At 54.7% G+C, this 20,074-nt stretch carries 21 protein-coding genes; 13 read left to right on the forward strand and 8 right to left on the reverse strand.

Features of this window, described 5'->3' with window-relative positions; genetic code table 11:
• Positions 1–3 precede the first annotated feature (3 nt).
• The 7 genes from fliL to fliF all read right to left on the reverse strand — a co-directional run bounded on the left by fliL (position 4) and on the right by fliF (position 7,441).
• Entirely contained in the window at positions 4–477 is a 474-nt protein-coding gene (fliL, locus tag HZS81_RS13165; RefSeq protein WP_179931033.1) for a flagellar basal body-associated protein FliL, read from the reverse strand.
• Between the two features lie 121 nt (positions 478–598).
• Positions 599–1,993 (reverse strand): flagellar hook-length control protein FliK, encoded by a 1,395-nt coding sequence (locus tag HZS81_RS13170; RefSeq protein ID WP_179931034.1) that lies wholly within the window; start codon positions 1,991–1,993, stop codon positions 599–601.
• A gap of 18 nt (positions 1,994–2,011) precedes the next feature.
• Positions 2,012–2,479, reverse strand: coding sequence for a flagellar export protein FliJ (fliJ, locus tag HZS81_RS13175; protein ID WP_179931035.1), 468 nt, complete (start codon positions 2,477–2,479; stop codon positions 2,012–2,014).
• Positions 2,476–3,882 (reverse strand): flagellar protein export ATPase FliI, encoded by a 1,407-nt coding sequence (fliI, locus tag HZS81_RS13180; protein WP_179931036.1) that lies wholly within the window; start codon positions 3,880–3,882, stop codon positions 2,476–2,478. The genes fliJ and fliI overlap by 4 nt, the downstream gene beginning before the upstream one ends.
• A gap of 4 nt (positions 3,883–3,886) precedes the next feature.
• Positions 3,887–4,672, reverse strand: coding sequence for a flagellar assembly protein FliH (fliH, locus tag HZS81_RS13185; RefSeq protein WP_179931037.1), 786 nt, complete (start codon positions 4,670–4,672; stop codon positions 3,887–3,889).
• Positions 4,665–5,672, reverse strand: a complete 1,008-nt coding sequence (fliG, locus tag HZS81_RS13190; protein ID WP_179931038.1) for a flagellar motor switch protein FliG — start codon at positions 5,670–5,672, stop codon at positions 4,665–4,667. The genes fliH and fliG overlap by 8 nt, the downstream gene beginning before the upstream one ends.
• Positions 5,669–7,441, reverse strand: coding sequence for a flagellar basal-body MS-ring/collar protein FliF (gene fliF / locus HZS81_RS13195; RefSeq protein WP_179931039.1), 1,773 nt, complete (start codon positions 7,439–7,441; stop codon positions 5,669–5,671). The genes fliG and fliF overlap by 4 nt, the downstream gene beginning before the upstream one ends.
• A 256-nt stretch (positions 7,442–7,697) precedes the next feature.
• Here fliF and fliE point away from each other — a divergent pair, with 256 nt between their 5' ends.
• Positions 7,698–8,027: a flagellar hook-basal body complex protein FliE gene (gene fliE, locus HZS81_RS13200; RefSeq protein ID WP_179931040.1), complete on the forward strand. Its 330-nt coding sequence runs from the start codon at positions 7,698–7,700 to the stop codon at positions 8,025–8,027.
• Positions 8,028–8,045: 18 nt separating this feature from the next.
• On the opposite strand, the gene HZS81_RS13205 is transcribed toward fliE, so the two are convergent.
• Positions 8,046–8,414, reverse strand: a complete 369-nt coding sequence (locus tag HZS81_RS13205) for a flagellar protein FlaG (protein WP_179931041.1) — start codon at positions 8,412–8,414, stop codon at positions 8,046–8,048.
• Between the two features lie 433 nt (positions 8,415–8,847).
• On the opposite strand from HZS81_RS13205, the gene HZS81_RS13210 reads away from it, so the two are divergent.
• The 12 genes from HZS81_RS13210 to HZS81_RS13265 all read left to right on the forward strand — a co-directional run bounded on the left by HZS81_RS13210 (position 8,848) and on the right by HZS81_RS13265 (position 20,033).
• Positions 8,848–10,539, forward strand: coding sequence for an HD domain-containing phosphohydrolase (locus HZS81_RS13210; RefSeq protein ID WP_179931042.1), 1,692 nt, complete (start codon positions 8,848–8,850; stop codon positions 10,537–10,539).
• Positions 10,540–10,679: 140 nt separating this feature from the next.
• Positions 10,680–11,096, forward strand: coding sequence for a flagellar export chaperone FliS (fliS, locus tag HZS81_RS13215; RefSeq protein ID WP_179931043.1), 417 nt, complete (start codon positions 10,680–10,682; stop codon positions 11,094–11,096).
• A 9-nt stretch (positions 11,097–11,105) separates the two neighbouring features.
• Positions 11,106–11,519 carry a flagellar protein FliT gene (gene fliT, locus HZS81_RS13220; RefSeq protein WP_179931044.1) on the forward strand — a complete coding sequence of 138 codons (414 nt, stop codon included), beginning with the start codon at positions 11,106–11,108 and terminating at the stop codon, positions 11,517–11,519.
• The gene (gene fliK / locus HZS81_RS13225) at positions 11,516–12,859 is read left to right on the forward strand and encodes a flagellar hook-length control protein FliK (protein WP_338401864.1); all 1,344 of its coding nucleotides are present in this window, start codon (positions 11,516–11,518) and stop codon (positions 12,857–12,859) included. The genes fliT and fliK overlap by 4 nt, the downstream gene beginning before the upstream one ends.
• Positions 12,843–13,136: an EscU/YscU/HrcU family type III secretion system export apparatus switch protein gene (locus HZS81_RS13230; protein ID WP_179931045.1), complete on the forward strand. Its 294-nt coding sequence runs from the start codon at positions 12,843–12,845 to the stop codon at positions 13,134–13,136. The genes fliK and HZS81_RS13230 overlap by 17 nt, the downstream gene beginning before the upstream one ends.
• A gap of 107 nt (positions 13,137–13,243) precedes the next feature.
• The gene (flhD, locus tag HZS81_RS13235) at positions 13,244–13,615 is read left to right on the forward strand and encodes a flagellar transcriptional regulator FlhD (RefSeq protein WP_179931046.1); all 372 of its coding nucleotides are present in this window, start codon (positions 13,244–13,246) and stop codon (positions 13,613–13,615) included.
• The gene (gene flhC, locus HZS81_RS13240; protein ID WP_179931047.1) at positions 13,612–14,151 is read left to right on the forward strand and encodes a flagellar transcriptional regulator FlhC; all 540 of its coding nucleotides are present in this window, start codon (positions 13,612–13,614) and stop codon (positions 14,149–14,151) included. Before flhD ends, flhC begins: the two co-directional genes overlap by 4 nt.
• Positions 14,152–14,319: 168 nt before the next feature.
• On the forward strand, positions 14,320–15,189 hold the full coding sequence (gene motA / locus HZS81_RS13245) for a flagellar motor stator protein MotA (protein ID WP_179931048.1): 870 nt from the start codon (positions 14,320–14,322) through the stop codon (positions 15,187–15,189).
• Positions 15,186–16,136, forward strand: a complete 951-nt coding sequence (motB, locus tag HZS81_RS13250; protein WP_179931049.1) for a flagellar motor protein MotB — start codon at positions 15,186–15,188, stop codon at positions 16,134–16,136. Before motA ends, motB begins: the two co-directional genes overlap by 4 nt.
• 44 nt (positions 16,137–16,180) lie before the next feature.
• Positions 16,181–18,301, forward strand: coding sequence for a chemotaxis protein CheA (cheA, locus tag HZS81_RS13255; RefSeq protein ID WP_179931050.1), 2,121 nt, complete (start codon positions 16,181–16,183; stop codon positions 18,299–18,301).
• Positions 18,298–18,798 carry a chemotaxis protein CheW gene (cheW, locus tag HZS81_RS13260; protein WP_179931051.1) on the forward strand — a complete coding sequence of 167 codons (501 nt, stop codon included), beginning with the start codon at positions 18,298–18,300 and terminating at the stop codon, positions 18,796–18,798. Before cheA ends, cheW begins: the two co-directional genes overlap by 4 nt.
• A gap of 53 nt (positions 18,799–18,851) precedes the next feature.
• Positions 18,852–20,033, forward strand: a complete 1,182-nt coding sequence (locus tag HZS81_RS13265) for a methyl-accepting chemotaxis protein (protein WP_179931156.1) — start codon at positions 18,852–18,854, stop codon at positions 20,031–20,033.
• Positions 20,034–20,074 lie beyond the last annotated feature (41 nt).

Below are 20,074 nucleotides of genomic sequence, written 5' to 3' on the forward strand. Positions count from 1 at the left end.
GGGTTATTGCACAATGAATTCAGTGAAAAGCACTTCACGTAAATCCAAGGGCGCTTGATTTTCTGCTAATGGCTCATTCAGCGCAGTGATGATGTCTTGTGAAAGCGCCTTTTTGCCTTCCGGTGATGTGAGCTCGCTGGCTTGCTTACCTGACAGAAGTGTTAGCAAGCGGCTGCGTACTTGAGGCATATGCTCATCTAGAATCACTTTACTTGTTTCATTACCAACGCGCAGCGTAATGCCCGTGTAGAGTAGCCGTGCGCCTGCACGGTCGCTTTCAAGGTTGACCGTAAAAGGCTCAATATCCAGAAAAATAGGCGACTGGCGCTCTGGCTCCGCTTGGGCTTCAGCGGCATTACCGTTGCCATTCTGGTTCATTACCATATAGATGGCCGCTGCGGCTCCCGCTGAAGAGAGCAGTACGAGGATAATCATTACCCAAAGCAGTTTTTTTGATCCACCGCTTGATTCTGCCATTGTGCTTCCCGTGGTCATTATGCGCGAGAGAGTATTATGCCCAATGCGCGTTTTTGTGATGAAATGAATAGGCTCGCTGTGCGAGCCCATCTTCTAGCTTAAGACTCACAAGCGTTAGTCATTAAGCATATAAATCAACGTGGCCATCGATTGCCACTGTCCTTGGCTGTAGCGATGTTTGTTCGCTAGTGTCTTCGCTGCCCCCTTCAAGGGTGTTGCCTGCCTGACCGGCTGTGTTGCTTCTACCCTCGGCAAGCTCAGATTCACCGTTTTGTTGGCGCTGTTCGCCGACAGAGGTTTCACCTAAGGAGATACCCTGTTCGGCCAACGCCTCACGCAGTTGAGGGATTGCCTGTTCAACGACTTGGCGCACTTGTGCGTGGGCTGATAGGAAGTGTGCCTGAGTGCCTTGCTCGCTTACCTTGAGCGAAATAGACAGCGGGCCAAGCTCAGCTGGGTGCAGCTGTAGTTTTACATGTTGCTCCCCGCCACGTTGCGCAAACTGCACTAGCTGCTGACCGAGCTGCTGTGGCCAAGCGGGGCTAGAAACCGGGGTGGCGACACTACCTTGTGCCGCCGCTCCCTGAGAAAGCCCGCTGGCGCTATTTTGCAGCGCTGCGGCAGATGACCCTGCACCATTCAAGCTCGCCTGGAGGGCAGCAGGCAATTCAAAATTGGGGGCGGGCGTCGAATTGTTAGTGCTAGCCAGCGCAGCAAGCAACGCATCGCTGCTGATGCGTGACGTGTTATTAGCGCTCGCGCCATCAAGTAGTGACAGCGCTCGATTAGCCGCTTCACTTTGTGACGTTGCGTCTGATGATTGGGCACTCGCTCGCATCGCGGCAAGGGACGGCGAGAATAGCGTAGACGCGGACGATTTCGTGTCGTCGTTAGCTGTTGTGATTTGTGCACTGTTAGCTTGCATCGCCGCCACGCCGCCTAGAAGTGCTGTCAGCTGGTCAGCAAGACCCACATCGCCTTCGCCATTCAGGGCTTCAAGGGCGCTTGCGAGTGCTTGTTGCTCCTGCTGCAATGCGTTGTCGCTCATTGATTTGCTGCCGGATGATCCTTCAAACGCTGACATCAGTTGGAGCCGCTGGGTAATTTCAGTCAACGGCGAGGCGCTATCTGATAACTCACCTTCAAACAGCTTGTTGCCGAGCAACGCATCGGCTCCCGCATTGTCGTTTAAGGATGCCGTTAGCGCTTGTAGCGCATTCATGAGTTCAGGTTGCTGGCGAATTTGCTCCATCAGCGCTTGCATATCGGCTTGTTGTAGCTGCTCTTCACTAAGGCCGAGCGCTTGAAGCTGGTCGGCAATCTGTTGTAGCGAAACCGGGCCACCGCCGCTTTTTACGTTCCCGCTAGCGGCTTGAGCACCGTGGCTCAGCGAGGTGTGCGATGCCTGGCTAAAGGCTTGCATAAAACCATTCGCCTGTGCGTCGCCTGAGCGAGTGGCAGACGCGGCAGCGTTGGATTGGCCTTGGTGCATCGAAAGCAGAGCATGAATGTTCATAATTCGTCCCTGACACCGTTACCGCGGTGTCTCAGATTGCTGGCGTGCCATACGGCTAGTCACCAAGTCATCGTTAATCTTCTGTTCTTGGCGCGCGCTGCGGCGCTGCGCTTCGAGCAAACGGCGCGAGGCCAGTGTGTCGTAGGAAGAGAGCTTGCGCTGTTCTTGGCGCCACTGCTCTTGGCTTTTCTCTACGCGGCTTTGCTGCTCTGCAAGCGCTTGCTGGGCGCGTGTCAGTGCGGCATCCAGCGAAGCAAGAAACTGTTGATAATTGTACATGCTGGCGGGGTCAATGCCCTGGCGCATGGCCGTTTGGAGACGCTCGCTGTATTCCGCCCGGTAGCGGTGCAACGCTTGTAGCTGCGCCTGCGTTTGCTGCTCGGTTTGACGTTCTTTCGCCAGCAGTTGCCCAGCTTGATCGCGCGCATCTTTAGCGAGACCCGATAGCATCTCGAGTTGCGATGTGCCTGTTTGGGACGTGCTCATGCTTGCCCTCCAGCGGCCTGCTTACCAGCAACGGCGTCTAGTGCTTGCCGTGATGCCTCCATCGTCGCACATTCGTCAATATTCTGCTGTAAGAAGTGCTCAAGCTCGGGAAAACGCTTGACCGCTTCATCGAGTTGCGGGTCATGCCCCGGCGTATACGCGCCAACGCTGATCAAGTCACGGTTGCGCTGGTAGCGCGAGAAAAGACGTTTAAAGTTACGCGCATTACGTTGCTGCTGTTCATCCGTAATCGCTGTCATGGCGCGACTAATAGAAGCTTCTATGTCGATTGCCGGGTAATGCCCCGCCTCGGCTAGTACGCGTGATAGTACAATATGACCATCTAGAATAGCACGTGCTGAATCAGCGATGGGATCCTGTTGGTCGTCTCCTTCGGTGAGTACCGTATAAAATGCGGTAATCGAGCCGCCGCCGCGTTCCGCGTTGCCCGCGCGCTCTACTAGGCTTGGCAATTTGGCAAACACCGAAGGTGGATACCCCTTGGTGGCGGGGGGTTCGCCGATCGCGAGGGCAATCTCGCGTTGCGCCATGGCATAGCGCGTCAGCGAATCCATAATCAGCAAGACATTACGCCCCTGATCACGAAATCCTTCGGCTAAGCGCGTTGCGTAGGCGGCGCCCTGTAAACGCTGTAGCGGTGAGGTATCGGCGGGTGCTGCCACTACCACGGCCCGGCTGCGGCCTTCAGGGCCGAGGATGTTATCAATAAAGTCTTGCACTTCGCGACCACGCTCACCAATCAACCCCACTACGATCACGTCGGCTTTTGTATAGCGAGCCATCATGCCCAGCAGCACGGACTTCCCCACACCAGAGCCAGCAAATAGACCCATTCGCTGGCCGCGGCCGACGCTTAATAGTGCGTTAATGGCGCGGATGCCCACGTCGATTTGCTCATCAATCGGCGCGCGCGAAAGCGGGTTTAATGGAGGGGTGCTGAGTGTGGCGCGTGGCGCCTCATCTATGCTTTCGTAACCATCTAACGGGTTGCCATTGCCATCAAGTACACGCCCGAGAAGACCATCTCCCAGCGGAAAGCGGCGGGCGCTGTGCCCGGCATCACTCAACGGTGATACGCGTGCGCCAGGCATCAATCCGAATATTTCTTCCAGCGGCATTAAATAGAGCTTGTCACCGGCAAACCCGACGACTTCGGCTTCGGCGTAACGCGCGCTTTGACCTAGACGGCCATCGCTGCCGGGTAGTTCAATGCGACAAGCGCTACCTACCGCGACTTTTAACCCCACGACTTCGATCACCATCCCGGTAGCGCGTACGACACGTCCACTAATGCGATAGTGCGGCAGCTGGTCGACGCGCTTTAGCGTACGACGCAGCGCTGTTTGCCAGCGTTGATGGTGGTGTGTAGTGGCGGTCGTCATGGCATTACTCTGTCGCGTTATCCGGCGATTCGTTATCGCTAGGCGCTAACGTATGACGCTGGCGTGTTTGCGACTGAATCGATTGCCAGCGACTTTCAAACGTGGCGTCTAGCTCACCTTGTGCGCTCGTCACACGGCATCCGCCGCGAGCGAGTTGGTCGTCGGGCTGTAGTTTCCAGTTGGCAGCACGTAGTTCGTCGCCTAGGTGTTGTTCCACAATCGCGTGGTCGTCCGGATTTAACCACAGGCGCTGTTGGCCGACTAAAGGGGGCTCGGTATGTAAAAGTTGACGCACGGTATCGAGGATATGCTCGGGCGAGGTGTTTAACGCATCGCTAGCCAGCTGTTTTCCGGTAGCAAGGGCCAAGTCAACAAGGTCATGGGCCACGGTATCGTCAAGTAGGCCAAGTGCCTCGTTAAACTCTTGGGTCAGCGTTGCCAGTGGGGTAATAGTCTGCTTTATCTGCTTCTCAAGTTCTTTGTTCGCTTGCTCGCGGCCTTCTTCAAGTCCTTGCGTACGCCCCTCTTTTTGCCCACGTTCAAAACCGGCTTGATATCCTTCTTCTTCGGCCTGGCGACGCACCTTGTCATAGAGGGCTTGGCGCTCTTGCTCTTCGCGCTTGCGCGCCGCTTCTGCCGCTTTCTTTGCAGCAGCAACTTTGCGTTTGTGCTCGGCAGCGGGCGATTCTTGCTCACCGGGCTTGCGATGCGCGGGCTGACTCAGCTCGTCCATTTGCCAACGCCGCCAATGGCCATGACGGTCGAATTCGGCGGACTGGAAATCAGACATACTCGTCGTCTCCACCGGCTAAGACGATTTCGCCCGCGTCGGCTAGGCGGCGTACCACTTGAAGAATGGCTTTTTGCTCGGTTTCTACTTGTGAAACGCGGATAGGGCCGCGGGCTTCCATGTCTTCACGCACCAGGTCTGCCGCGCGTTGCGACATATTGCGTAGGAACTTGTCGATTAGGGCGTCTTCTGCACCTTTGAGTGCGACCACCAACGAGTTGGTCTCGACTTCTTGTAGCAACATTTGTATCGCACGGTTGTCGAGGTCGAGCAGGTTCTCGAACAGGAACATCTCGTCGATGATCTTCTGTGCCAAATCTTCGCTGTGCGCACGGACGGTTTCGATAGCCGTCTCTTCCTGAGAAGAGTTCATCAGATTGAGAATTTCGGCAGCGGTTCTTACGCCGCCCATTTTGCTGCGTTTGAGGTTTTGGCCTTCAAGCATATTACTGAGTACTTCAGTGAGCTCTTGAAGCGCAGCTGGCTGAACGCCGCTAAACGTAGCGATACGCAGGAGGACGTCGTTACGCAGTTTTTCGTCGAAAAGCTCCAAGATATCGGATGCCTGGTGGCGCTCTAGGTGGACCAAAATGGTGGCGATAATTTGCGGGTGCTCATCGCGGATGAGTTCCGACACCATTGAGGCTTCCATGAGGTTGAGCGCATCAATGCCTGAGTTTTCCCCGGTGGTTTCGAGAATATCCTCAATTAAGCTGGACGCACGCTCGCTGCCAAGCGCTTTGGTCAGCACCGAGCGAATATGGTCGCTAGAGTTGAGGTTAAGCGCGACAAACTCTTCTGTCTCTTGATGGAAAGCTTCCAGCACTGCCTTCATGTCTTCGTGAGAGACCTGCTGCAGCTTTGTCATTTCCATACTGATTTCTTGCACCTCGTTAGCGCCGAGGTACTTAAAGACTTCCGCGGCGCTGTCCTCGTCGAGGGCGAGAAGTAAGATGGCGCTTTTACGCGCGCCGGTCATTTCTGCGACTGCACTACTCATTTCGAATTCATCCAGCTGCGAATGATCATGGAGACCATGCGGGGGTCTTCTTGGGCCATTTCACGAAGATCATTGAGGTTGTGCTCGTAAAGCGACGTTTTACGCTTACGTTTGGGCTTGCGGTACGTCTCATCCGCCTCTTCACCACCTTCGGTGCTTTCCCCGCTTTCATCGTCGTCGTCTTCACCCACGCTTGTGTGCAGCGTGCCGCCGCCTGGTACCGCGGCCGCCATGACCGGCATTTGCGTGTAACGCTTGATTAGCGGTCTCAAAATCAGCAAGTAGAGTAGCAGTGCGGCAAGGGCGACAAGCAAATAACGGCCGAGGTTTGATGCCATTTCCAGCACCTCGGGGCGTTGCCACCATTCTCTGGTGTCTTCCTCTTCGCGCTCCTCGGCAAACGGCGTATTCACCACGTCAATGGCGTCGTCGCGCGCGGGTGAAAAGCCCATGGCTTGACGAACCAAGCGCTCTATTTGCTGCACTTCCACGTCACTCAGCGCTACTTGTTCCCACTCACCCTCTTCGTTCATTTCTTCGCGGTAGTTGACCACGACGGCGGCGGTTAAGCGTTCGATTTGCCCTCGGCGGTACTGGATATGCTCAACGTTTCTATCAACTTCGTAGTTGATCACATCATCTTGGTTCAGGCTACGCAAATCGCCGGGGTTGTTGGCGTCTTCTTCGCCCTCTTCTTCGCCTTCACCGTCTTCGGGAGCGTTGATAGGGGAGGGGGCAACGCCTGGCGGCGTATTGCTTAATGCCCCGGGAATACCGGTGGCGAGCGGGTCTTCACCATCAAGCGAGAGGCTCGTCTGGCGGCTGCGAACGGCGGCTTCGTTGGGCGGCTGGTTAGGTCCGTAGGTTTCAGAAGTTTCTTCGCGGCGTGAGAAGTCAATCTGCGCGGCCACTTGAGCACGAATATTATCGTCGCCGAGGATAGGCGTCAGAATATTTTCTATGCGTTGTTGATAAGAACGCTCAACTTCTTTGATGTATTCCAGTTGAGAGCCATCCAAGTCGTTATTGCCGCCCGTGTCAGCCGAGAGTAAGCGCCCGTCTTGGTTAACCACTGAAACATCTTCCGCCGCGAGCTCAGGCACGCTGCTTGATACCATGTGCACAATCGCACTGACTTGGCCCTGGCCTAATACACGGCCAGGTAAAAGCGTGAGCACTATCGATGCTTTAGCAGACTCACGATCACGAATAAAAACCGACGGTTTAGCCATTGATAGGTGCACGCGGACATCTTCAACCGGAGCGAGCGATTCAATGGACTCGGCTAACTCACCCTCAAGGCCGCGCTGGTAGTTGACCTGTTCGGCAAACTGGCTAATGCCGAAGGCCTGATCCTCCATGAGTTCCAGACCGATGTTGCCCCCGCGAGGCAGGCCTTGCTCGGCAAGTTGCAAGCGCAGCGTGTGGACATTTTCGCTAGGAACTAGCAGGGCTTGTCCGTTGTCGCTAAATTGGTAAGGGACGCCACGAGTGTCAAGCTCGGTAATAATGCGTCCACCATCGGCTTCACTGAGATTGCTGTAAAGCACGCGGTATTCGGGGCTACTTGCCCACATAAATAGCGCCGCGATAATTGCCACACTAGCCGCGCCTGCAATGAGAAGGACGACCAAGGGATTGCCACGAAGCTGCTGTTTGACGCGCTCAGTTGTAGACAGGGCAGGCTGATTACTCGCCTGTGCCCCGTCTTGCTGGGAAGTTTGTGTCGTACTGTTTTGACGGCCTGTCGCTGTGCCGGTTTCGCTCATGCGTTCCTCCAAGAAGGCAAGCAAAACCGGTTACGACCCAGGCACATCACCAAAGAAGACATAGGCTATATCCGTCAATCGCGATTGTCCGCTATTCTAGTCATGCGGAATTATGATGGACGCCATTATCCGGTGGCACGTCGAGCCTAAAGGAACGAAAAGCCTAGGTTTTTATACGCATTTGTTCGCATGAGGAAGCTGACACCGGTGTTAGGCTTTGCGCATTATTCCATTTTTCAGCGCTTGAGGCATGTGTATGAGCTCACCGGCGATTCAATCCGCGTTGCAACAGATGCAGCAGCTAGCTAGCCAAGCCAGCCAGCAACCCCTTCAAGGGTCTCAGGTGTCTACGGCGGCTGGGCAGGGTAGCTTCGGTAGTGAACTTCAAGCGTCTATCCAGCGCATCAATCGTTTGCAACAAACCGCTAATAGCCAAGCCGTGGCGTTCCAGGCTGGTGATTCTGACTTGGCGCTTAACGAAGTGATGGCCGATATGCAGAAAGCGAGTGTTGCCTTTCAGATGGGCATGCAGGTACGTAACCGCGTGGTTTCGGCCTACAGAGACGTGATGAACATGCAGGTATAACGTCGCTGTTTGGCGATGTTAGGCGGTTAAGTCTACCAGACCGCCTTGCAGTTCATTAAGGCGTTCGGCAATACGCAATATCTCTTCTGCGGGAATCTGGCGAATAACTTCACCCGATTCACGGTCAACAACGCGTGTGATAACACGCGAGCTCTCCTCGCTTAAATCGAACTCCAGCCCGCGTTGGCTCATGACTTCATTGATGCGTTGCAAGGGTTCGGTCAGTGCAGCGGGCGACGTCACGGCGTTATTGCTTTCTGCTTGAGCAAGCTGCGATCCTGCGGTAGGCAGCTTATCCAAGACGTTTTCCAGACGTTGCCTGGGGGTGACATCGTTTAATGACGACGCTGATAGCGTATGAGTCGCATCCGTTAGTGGTGAGCTCATATCTATTCCTCTTTTTTAATGCCCGTGTGGTAGCTAGGTTAATCAGGCTATCTAGCAGGCGTTTCTTTTTTTATAACCTCAAATCGACTATCGGCAATTCTTTCCAGATCTTTAAATTTTGTAACGCTAGTACAGTATAGCGAATAGCGGCGAAGCCGCCAGGCAATCGACGTTGTCTAGCATTTCTCCACTTTCCCGCAGCCGCTGGGGATTTAAGCCGTTGAAAGGGGGCAGGGTAGACATACGTCAAACCGAGCGGCTTTACACGCTGATGGTTGAAAACATCAATCGAAGGGCTCTGGGGTATTAGGCGAGAAATATTAAGCTAGCTATGCGCTAGGTGGGGCGGTTCTGGTATCCTTCAGCGCGGCATTAGGGCATTCGCATTAGCCACCAGATTTGTCGTTAAGGAATATAGGGAAGTGAGGCGAGGATGTCAGCGCAAGAAGATGAATATGAACGGGTCGCAGGATCGGTTGCGATTGAGTCACTGCTTAAAGGTTTAATTGAAAGCGGTGGCGTTTCGCTGTGCTTAAATGAGCCTGACGCGCGGCCAGAGCCAATTGTGCTGATGGAGCAGCATGCAGGGGAAACCTTGGTGATGGACCTGTCTTCGGTCGATCATCTGCTAGCTCGCTTGCAAAACGGCGCGACCTTTTTTTTGCGTGGCCAAGCGCAAGGCAAGGTGGTGCGTACTCCGTCGCTTGAGCTTACTGAAGTTCGTCATGCTGGCGGGCGCTATTTATGTTGTAGCGACTATCCGGCGTTTCTTGATGTGTTACAGCGCCGGGAATCCTTCCGTGCTGAGCTGCGGATGGGCATGGAAGTGCCGGTCACGCTGTTTGGGCATGATGATTTGGCTGTCCAGGGTGAGCTTCGCGACTTATCCCAAGATGGCTGCCAAGTCGAGCTACCTATGACCGCCAGCGGTATTCTTTCCCAGGCGGACGCTCAGCCGCTAAAAATGGGGTTTAAATTCCCTGATGGTACGTATTTTGAAGTCCAGGGCGAAGTACGCCACCGGAAAACCGATCCTGATCATCAGCTGCTAAGGATTGGCTTTCGCTTTACGAATTGCAGTTCTGAACAAGAGCGGCAAATTTGGTATTTCGTTTGTGAAATTGAGCGTGAGGCGTCACGTTACAAGAAAGATAACCAGTCAGGACGTCAACCGTCGCCGTTGTTTGAAGTGCCCAAAAAACGCAGCAACAGCGATAATATCGGCCAACGCGAGCTAAAACACTACGCTACGCCGATGGCGCGGCGTTTGGCCAAAGTGGCGGCGTATCTCGACTCTCAAATGCTGCTGTTGCAAAACGGAAGCGACGTAAATTCTCGCCAACTTTCGCGTTACGCTGATAGGTTGCTGACGCTGCATGAAGAGGACCGTGAAGCTCTGCTGTTTGCAACCCGCTGCATGACGCGCGAGCCATTACTGGTACGCCACAGCCTCTCCGTCGCCGTGCATTTATTGGATCTGGTGGGCAGCAATATTCCCCAGGATTTACGTAAGGCCATTGCAGCGAGCGCCATGGTGCACGATTTGGGTAAAGCACTCGTGCCACAAGTGCTCTTTCAGGCGCCTAAGTTTGAAGGGACGCACCGCAGTGTGATGAGCGAGCATGTCGAGTTGATTTTGTCGCGGCTAAACAATTGTCACTGGCTATCGGCGCGCATTGCCCAGGCCGTGATTGGTGGTATTAACGAGCGTATGGATGGAAGCGGCTACCCGAAAGGGCTAAGCGGCAATCAGCTGCATGAGTTGGCAAAAGCCAGCGCGATTGTAGACGTGGTAGAGGCGATGCGCCGTGATCGAGCCGACCGGCCCGCACGCACCGCTCAGCAGATCTATCGTCACTTGCTTCGCCACCCACATCAGTTTGATCCGAGCTGGATGAAGCGTTATATCGAGCATTTTAAGGCTCTGCCCATTGGTTCTTTGGTGCGCTTCTCAAGTGAGCAGTTGGCCTGGGTGCTACGCTTAGACGCTAAAGGCAATGCCACTGAAGTACAGATTGCTAAACAAGCCGAGCCCCCTTCCAATGAGAATTTAAGGGCGGTTATCCGGGGTGATGTGGCCGAGCGACTGGGGCGGCCTGTTGGTGAAGTGGCGGTTTCTACCTAATGCCGACGTGGCGCGAGGTTAAAAACCTAAGTTAGAAAAACAATGCAAAGATGAAAAACATAGCGTCGCGTTAAAGTCACCGTAGTTGGCGCCGATATGATAAATATTAGCGGTTCATTTCATGACAGGAGTTAGTATTTATGACTTACTCACGTGGCGCCAATGCCTACGGCCGAGGAGCCAATGCGTATGCTCGGGTAGGGGTCGAGAGCGGAGTGATGTCGGCGAACCCGCATCAGCTTATTGTGATGCTGTTTGACGGCGCCCAGGCCGCCATTCGCGCAGCTCGCATTCATATGCAGGCAGGCAATGCTGGCGAGAAAGGCAAATCGATCTCAAAGGCGCTAGATATTATCAATAATGGCCTCGCCGCGGCGCTCGACCAAGAAAAAGGTGGTGAAATTGCCGAGCGCTTGGGCTCGCTTTATGAATACATCGCACGGCTATTATTGGCGGCTAACCTGCGCAATGATGAAGAAAGCCTAAACCAAGCAGAGCAACTGCTTGAAGATATCGCCTCGGCATGGCGAGAAATTGGCCAACAGCAAAGCGCATGAGGCATGTGCATGTCAGCGTCTAACTCCACCTACGACCCGGTGGCGCAGCAATCATTGCTCGACGCCTATGCCGCACTGCTTGATAGTGCGGCACAGATGCATGAGCTTGCGAAAGCGGAAGAGTGGACAGCGCTTATCGAACAGCGTACCCACTACGTTATGCTGGTGGAAAAGTTGAGGCAGCTCGACGGTGCTCTGACGTTAGATGAAAGGGCGCAGAGGCGCAAAGCCGAGCTTTTAGAGGCGATTCTTGAGCACGACGTTGAGATTCGTCGTCAACTTGTTGCGCGCCGTGACGAGTTGGGCAAACTGATCGGCGTCTCTCAACGCCAGCGCAGTTTGCACCGCGCATATGCACCGCAACAAGGTGATTCCGACGCATTTTATGCGCTTGGTGAGGCGGATACGAAGAGGTCAACGTGAGCGGTATCACGCCGTTAATCGATACCTTAATGCATCAAGTGTTGGGCAAACGAGGAGATGCCTCGCCGCGTGTCTTAAATGAGCCGGTGCGCCCCGTAGACCCTGGTGAGGGGCTGCGAGCTGTGCGTAGCGACTCAAGTTTGGATGCACGCTCTTCTGACCCTCGTTTAACTGATCTGCGCCGTTTACCACCCCAACTGGATTTTCCTCGCCAAGACGTTCGTGGCGGACTAACTCCCCAAGGCCCAGGCTCAACCCAGACGCACTTTAGCCCCGCCGCGCGCAGCATTGCCGATGTTCTGCTGCGCTTCCCTGCGCCCCCTTCCGTGTTACGGCCCGAAGCGCCGTTGATGTCGACAGCCGAAACCGCTTCGCCACAAACCCTCGCTACGCGGCTGGAATCGAGCATCCGTGACAGCGGTCTGTTCTATGAATCACACCTGAAGCGTTGGTTTCAAGGCGAAGGGTCACGGCAACAGTTATTGCGTGAGCCGCAAATGCAGCCCGGTATTCGGCCGTCGCCTTCGTTGGCGAATCTAGCGCTGGGAGGTGCTAGCGGCACCGCGGCTGGCGCTGGGAGCTCGGGGTGGGGAGCTATTAATAACCCTCTTGCGCCTAACGGGCCGCCGCTTTTGTTGCCGTCCTCCGTTCCTTTTGTGGTGCCGGAAAGGTCTGGTTTAAGCTTGATGCTGCAGGGGCTTCAAGGCGGCCAGCTAGGGCAGGGTGGCTCAAATAGCCCTGGCGGAAGCTCTTTGATTCAGCCTGGTAGTGTGTTGCTGTCGGCGACCGGCAGTCCTGAGGGGGCGGCTGGGCGTGGCGCCAACGTGCCGAGTGGCACACCGCTAAATGCGACCCCTGACGCCGCGCGAGGAGAGCTGGCCGGTGCGCGTGAGATGCTAGAAATGGGTACGGCGCGGCAATCGCGAGATATCGTACATGAGAGCTTGCAAAGCATGGTGCGTCAGCAGTTAGAGATGCTGGTGATGCCCACGATTCGCTGGGAAGGCGATGTATGGGCGGGAATCTTCATGGCGCTGGTGGTTACGCTCCCCACTCGTGAAGAAGAGCAAGGAGGTGAAGAAAAAGGCGACCAGGAAGCGGATGGTTGGCGCTCCGAAATGCGCCTTGAGGTGCCTAATTTGGGTGAGTTAGAGGTGGTCTTATCGCTCTACCGCAGGGCGTTAAGCGTTGATCTCACCACTGAGAGCGAAACGGTTCACCAGCGCTTAGAGGAGGGCGTGCCTGCGCTTGAAAAGCGGCTATCTGCGCTGGATCTACGTAAAGTGCAAGTGCGCGCGCGCCATATAACACAAGAGGGCGCTGATGAACTCTCCGGGTGAGCGACGGCGCGAGGCAGTAGCACTCGCGTATCAAAGCGATGACGGTGCCCCGCGTGTGGTCGCCAAAGGTTATGGTGAGCTAGCGGAGCGTATCATGGCGGAAGCTCAGCGCCAGGGAATCTATGTGCACGATGCACCGGAGCTGGTGGCGCTTTTGATGCAGCTTGATATAGATGAAGAAATTCCCGGCAGCCTTTACCAAGTCGTGGCGGAACTTTTGGTGTGGGTGTTTGAACTTTCTGCCGAAGGAGTTAGCCCTCGCGACGCGTCTGAGTAGCCAATATCGCCATTGTATGCAACCATGAAGTAGATAGAGGTTCCCTATAAAGGGTGCATGCAGAAAGGGTGAACCATGGATCTACCGTGTCGTTTTCATAGGGCAGCATGAGTCAAACCAGCTTTCTCGACGAAATCCAAGAAATCAACTTAACCTACTTGCTTCTTGCCCAGCGCTTGCTGGGAGAAGACCGCGAGACAGGGATGTTCCGTCTCAAAATTGACGCCGAGATGGCGGATCTTCTCATGGCGCTTAATGCACGGCAGCTCACTCAGTTAGCGCGTACTAACCAGCTTCTGTGCCGTCTGACGTCCGTTAGCGCCGAGCAGCTTCACCAAGTGACACAAAATCCGCGCGATCAGGGGTTGGCTGGGTTGCACACTTCGCTGCTGCTAGCTGGTGAAACACCCGAGTCTCTGCCTAAGCGTCCGAAGACATCTTCCTCAAAGACACCCGACTCAGGTGAGGAGAGTCAGTGAGTCAAAAAAGCTTGGTGGATGAAATGCACCAGGTGCAGCTGGCCATTGAACTAATTGAGCTAGGTGCACGGCTACAGGTGCTGGAGACGGAAACAGAATTAAGCCGTACGCGCTTAATTAAGCTCTATAAAGAGGTGCGTGGTATGTCGCCGCCGAAAGGCATGCTGCCCTTCTCGGCCGACTGGTTTATAACTTGGCTTCCGAATATCCACTCGTCGCTTTTTTACAATACCTATATCAGCTTGATGCAAGATGGGGATTGCGAACGCATTGATGCGTTTGTGAAAGCCTATCGCTTATATGACGAGCAAATCTCCTTAGAGGGTGTCGAGCCCGCCTTGGGGCTGACGCGCGCTTGGACGCTCGTGCGCTTTTTCGAGAGCGACCTTTTACAGCTGAATAGTTGTACCCGTTGTGGGGGGCGCTTTGTCGCGCATGCGCATAGCCCCACACAAGATTACGTGTGTGGTATTTGTCAGCCACCTTCGCGAGCGGGGAAAACCCGCAAAGCTTCCGCTAAAAAAACGTCGAAATAGCCACCTAACGTTTGCACTGCTATTCAAGTTGGACAAAAAAGTGCCGAGTATATAGATGCAACGCATTCATAATGGTACTTTTTCATCAGCGCCGGTATTAAAGCGTTGTGCGTTTATTCGCTGCCGAAAGGCTTTTCTGGCGACAAAAGAATAGCAAGGAAACTGCCTGTGCTTATTCCTCTAGGGTATTTAGTAGTTCTACTTTCCGTATTTGGCGGCTACGTTTTAGCGGGCGGGAGCCTGGGGCCGCTGTTCCAGCCAACTGAGCTTTTGATGATTGGTGGCGCTGGTGTCGGGGCGTTCATTGCGGCCAACAACGGTAAAGCGCTAAAGGCCACGTATAAAATCTTCCCCAAACTAAGGCGCACGAAAAAATATAATAAAGCCATGTATATGGAGCTCATGGCGCTGCAGTTCAAGCTGCTGTCTAAAATTCGACGCGAAGGGATGCTCGGGATCGAGCGGGATATTGATAACCCACAAGAGAGCCCGCTATTCCAAGAGCATCCGACGCTGCTGGCCGACCCCCATATCATGAATTTTATCACCGATTATCTGCGCTTGATGGTAAGCGGCGGCATGGAGCCAATGGAGATTGACGAGCTTATGCTGCATGAGATTGAGGCGTTTGAGCAGGAGTCGCACATTCCCATTGACGCTATCGCTAAAGTGGGTGATGCCATGCCCGCGTTTGGCATTGTCGCGGCGGTGATGGGGGTGGTGAAAGCTCTGACGTATGCCGATGCCAGCCCCGAGCAAATGGGCGTAATGATTGCCCACGCGTTGGTGGGGACTTTCCTGGGTATTCTGCTCGGCTATGGCTTTGTGAACCCCGTCGCGAGCCATTTGGAACGCCAAGCCAAGGAAGCGGAAAAAATGCTGCAGTGCATCCGCGTGACGCTGCTGGCGAGCCTGCATGGTTACGCCCCCCAGATTGCCGTTGAGTTTGGCCGTAAAGCCTTGTTTACCGCCGAGCGCCCAAGCTTCACGGAACTGGAAGATTACGTGCGCGACGCCAAAAAGGCAGGCAGTGCATGAGTCAAGGCGGAGATAGGCGCCCGATTGTTATTCGGCGCAAAAAAGTGGTACACGCTCACCACGGAGGATCATGGAAAATTGCGCTGGCAGACTTCATGACCGCGCTCATGGCGCTTTTTTTGGTGATGTGGATCTTATCCACCGCCAGTGAAGAGCAGCGTAAGGGGGTCTCTGAGTACTTCAGTATGCCGCTGACCACTGCTATCACGGGCGGAGATCGCTCTGGCAGTACCAGTGCGATTCCCGGTGGTGGGCCAGATCCTGCCCATATTGATGGCGAGCGCGCCCGTATCGACACCCTTCAGCATACCCGCCCCAGTATGCAGGACCGGCGCTTTTTCCGCGACGTGCAAGAGCGCATCGAGCAAGCCATCGCCCTAGACCCTGAGCTTAACCAGATGCGCAACCAGATGCGCTTTGATCTCACCCGGGAAGGGCTGCGCATTCAGCTACTCGATACCGAACAGCGCCCTATGTTCGAACTAGGTAGTGACCAGGTTGCGCCCTATATGCGTGACCTATTGCGCACGATGGCGCCACTGATAAACGAGTTGCCCAATGAACTGAGCATTAGTGGCCACACCGACAGTATTCCTTATAGCGGTGGGTATCGCGGCTACAGTAACTGGGAGCTGTCCAGTGACAGAGCTAACGCCTCGCGACGTGAGCTTATTGCCGGCGGACTTGATCCGGGTCAACTGCTGCGGGTTTCAGGCTTTGCTGACCGGGTTACTCTACCGGACACTGAATCGGATGACCCGGTCAACCGCCGCATTGAACTCGTGGTACTGCTGCCGGAGATTGCCGACGCCATCCGCAACCCAAGCGTGATGTCGGACATGCCGTCGCCGATTCCCCTGCCGGTTCCCGGTTTAGACGTGGACGCAGGTATAGAAGTGGACGCTCTAAATGACAACTTTTCACAGCCGCCAGAGACCGCTGAGTAGCTGGCCGTTGACATAAAAATACGACGTACAAGGTGGGATGGTGCATGGATATCACGGATTTTTTTGACACCTTTTTTGAAGAAGCCGAAGAGTTGCTTGCGGATATGGAGCAGCACTTGCTGGAGCTGGATGTCGAAGATCCGGACAGCGAACAGCTAAACGCCATTTTCCGCGCCGCCCACTCTATCAAAGGGGGCGCGGGCACGTTCGGCTTTACGGCGTTGCAAAAAACAACGCACATTTTTGAGAACCTGCTCGACCACGCGCGTAAAGGCGAACTTGCGCTGCGGGCCGACCTCGTTGATACGTTTTTAGAGGCAAAAGACATCATGCACGACCAACTTAATGCCTACCGTAGCGAGGAGGAGCCCGATCAGGAGGTATTTGAGCGTATTTGCCAAACGCTTCAGCAGATTGCGATAGAAGAAATTGGTAAAGGGCTGGAAGCGGCAGAAGGTGCACCGATTGCCAATGCCACCTCATCTTCCTCATCGAGTGACACCAAAACAGCATCTGCCAAAGAGGTGCCGGTGGAAGAGGCGAGTGGCACAGATGCTCCGTCAGCGGCGTCTGGCGACATGCTTAAAGTCACACTGATCAACGTAGATGAAAAAGACCGTACTCTGTTGGTTGAGGAGCTTGAGCAGCTAGGCGATGTACAGTCCCACTCGGGAGATGAAGCACACTACGAAGTGATTCTTCAGGGCAACATCAGTGCGGACGATATCGAAGCCGTGATGTGCTTTATTATCGAGCCGGAGCAAGTGGAAGTCACCGCTATTGAAGGCGAAGTGCCAGCGCCCAACGCCCCCGCGAAAGCGCCAGAAAAGGCACAGCCGCAAGAGAAAGCCCCAGAAAAAGCGGCGGAGCCGGCAGCAAAAGCCGAGAAAAAGCCCGAGAAGAAAGCCGAAAAGCCGAAGACTAAAAAAGCTGCCGCCGAGTCCTCTTCGATTCGTGTTTCCGTCGACAAGGTGGATCAGATCATCAACTTGGTGGGCGAGCTGATCATCACCCAATCGATGCTCGATCAGACGGTGAGTGACCTTGAAGACCCTAATAGCTCACTGCAAAACGGCATGAGCCTCTTGCAACGTAACGCGCGGGATCTGCAAGAGTCGGTGATGTCGATTCGCATGATTCCAATGGAGTTTGTTTTCAGCCGTTTCCCCCGCGTGGTACGTGACACAGCGGGAAAGCTGGGCAAAGACATTGAGCTGGTCACCGAAGGTAAGTCTACTGAACTCGATAAGAGCCTCGTGGAGCGCATTACCGACCCCTTAACGCACTTGGTGCGCAATAGCCTCGACCACGGCATTGAAATGCCCGATGAGCGCGAGGCCGTGGGCAAACCGAGAACCGGTAAGTTGACGCTCTCCGCTCGCCATCAGGGCGGCAATATTCTGATTGAAGTGAAAGACGATGGCGCAGGCATGGATCGCGAGCGCCTGTTAGCCAAAGCGCGGGAAAATGACCTGAACGTGTCCGACACCATGAGTGATGAGGATGTTTGGCAGCTGATTTTTGCCCCCGGTTTCTCCACTGCCAAAGAAGTGACCGATGTGTCCGGGCGTGGTGTGGGCATGGATGTGGTGAAGCGAAACATCCAAGGCATGGGGGGCCGCGTCGAGATTCAGTCGAAAAAAGGCGAAGGCACCAATACGCGCATTGTCTTGCCGTTGACGTTGGCGATTTTGGACGGCATGTCGATCAAAGTTGGCGCAGAGACGTTTATATTGCCGCTTTCTGCCGTGCTTGAGTCACTGCAGCCGGCCAAAGGCGATATGTACGCCATGGCCGGTGACGATGTGGTACTTAAAGTACGCGATGAGTACCTGCCGGTCATTGCTATTCACGAAGTGCTCGACGTTGAAAACGCCATCACCGATCCGACCAAAAGTATTGCCGTCATCGTGCAAGGTGAAGGGCGCCGCTACGCCATGCTCGTTGACGAATTGATCGGCCAGCAGCAAGTGGTGGTGAAAAACCTAGAAGATAATTATCGCAAAGTGCCAGGCATCTCAGCGGCGACCATCCTCGGTGATGGTAGCGTGTCGCTGATTCTGGATATTACAGGGCTACACCGCTTAAGCCGGGCGAAAAAAGAGTCTGGCAAACCGGTAAGTCAGCAAAACCCGATGTACTTTAAGGAGGCAGAGCCGTCATGAGCCAGGCTAACAACGATGCGGTGCTTGCCGCCGCAGAAGCAGACAACCGTGAATTTTTGGTCTTCTCACTAGGGGATGAAGAGTACGCGATTGATATTCTCAAAGTGCAGGAGATTCGTGGTTACGAAAACGTAACGCGTATTGCCAATGCCCCCGACTTCATCAAAGGGGTCACCAACCTGCGCGGTGTGATCGTACCGATTGTGGATCTGCGCATTAAGTTCCATTTGGATAGCGTTGAGTACGGTGGTCAAACGGTCGTGATCGTGGTCAACGTGGCGGATCGTATTGTTGGCATCGTGGTCGACGGCGTCTCTGACGTGATGACACTTACGCCGGATCAAATCAAGCCGGCCCCCGAGTTTGGCGTGACGCTCTCTTCAGACTTCCTCAGTGGCCTAGGCAGTCTAGAGGATCGCATGCTGGTGCTGGTCGATATCGATAAGCTACTGACCAGCGAAGAAATGGCGCTGGTGGATAGCACCAGCAACCGTTAACAGGGTTGGTTACGCAGGGAGCGTTGTGCGTGACACAGCTAATACGACAACTAATGCAAAACCTGACGGTTCGGCTCAGCTGGATCCTCGTCCTATTGACGTTTTCCGTACTGGTGCTGCTGGCTTGCGGTGCGGGCTTTTATGCGCTGCAACAGGGCGCGCACATTGTGGCTAACGGGGGTGACGCGGCGGCGCAACAAGCTGCGTTTGCCGACATTGCTCAGTGGTTGCGCTGGGCACTACTCGCGCTTGTGTTGCTCACCGTGGTAACGGTGATCGTTGTGATGTGGGGAGTGGCGGCTAATGTGTTGCGGCCGTTGGATAACCTAGTGGGTTACTTCGAGCGGATGGCGCAGGGCGATTTAAGCCAGTCGGTACATGTGCCGGGGAATAACGAGATAGGCCGCCTTTATCTCGCCTTGGCAGACATGCAAGCCTCTCTCTCGCACACGGTGGGCGAGGTGCGCGAGAGCGGAGCCTCTATCTACGACCGCTCGCAACATATCGCGAGTGGTAATAACGATTTGTCGGCGCGTACCGAGCAGCAGGCATCGTCGTTAGAAGAGACGGCATCAAGCATGGAGCAACTCTCCTCCACGGTGTCCCATAATGCTGACAATGCTCGCCAAGCCAGCCAGCTTGCGGGGGACGCGACATTCACGGCAAGGCGCAGCGGTGAAGAAGTCGGCGAGATCGTCACGACGATGGAAGAGATTAGCCAAAGCTCCCACCAGGTCGGCGATATTATTACCGTGATCGATAATATTGCGTTTCAAACCAATATATTAGCGCTTAATGCCTCGGTTGAGGCGGCGCGGGCGGGCGAGCATGGCAAGGGATTTGCCGTCGTGGCCCAAGAAGTGCGAAGCCTGGCTGGCCGCAGTGCAGATGCCGCCAAAGAGATTCGCCACCTAATCAATCAATCGCTAAGTAAAGTGGATGCAGGCACTGAGCGGGTCAACCAGGCAGGGAAGACCATGCATACGTTAGTGGAAGCGGTGGAGCGTGTCAGCGATATCATGGATGAAATTGCCGCCGCGTCTGAAGAGCAAAGTAACGGTATTGTTCAGGTCAACCAGGCGGTAACGCAGATGGATCAGGTAGTACAACAAAACGCTGAACTGGTGCAGCAAGCCGCGCATAGCGCCAATGAACTGGAAAAAGAAGCAGCGCGCCTACGTGACGCTGTTGAACGTTTTACGATTCAAACAGAGCACCATCTCAAGCTAACGTAAAGCGCGCCGATCCCCTGACGACAAAACAAAACGTAAGGCAT

It is taken from the genome of Vreelandella salicampi (genome assembly GCF_013415105.1).
Lineage (GTDB): Bacteria > Pseudomonadota > Gammaproteobacteria > Pseudomonadales > Halomonadaceae > Vreelandella > Vreelandella salicampi.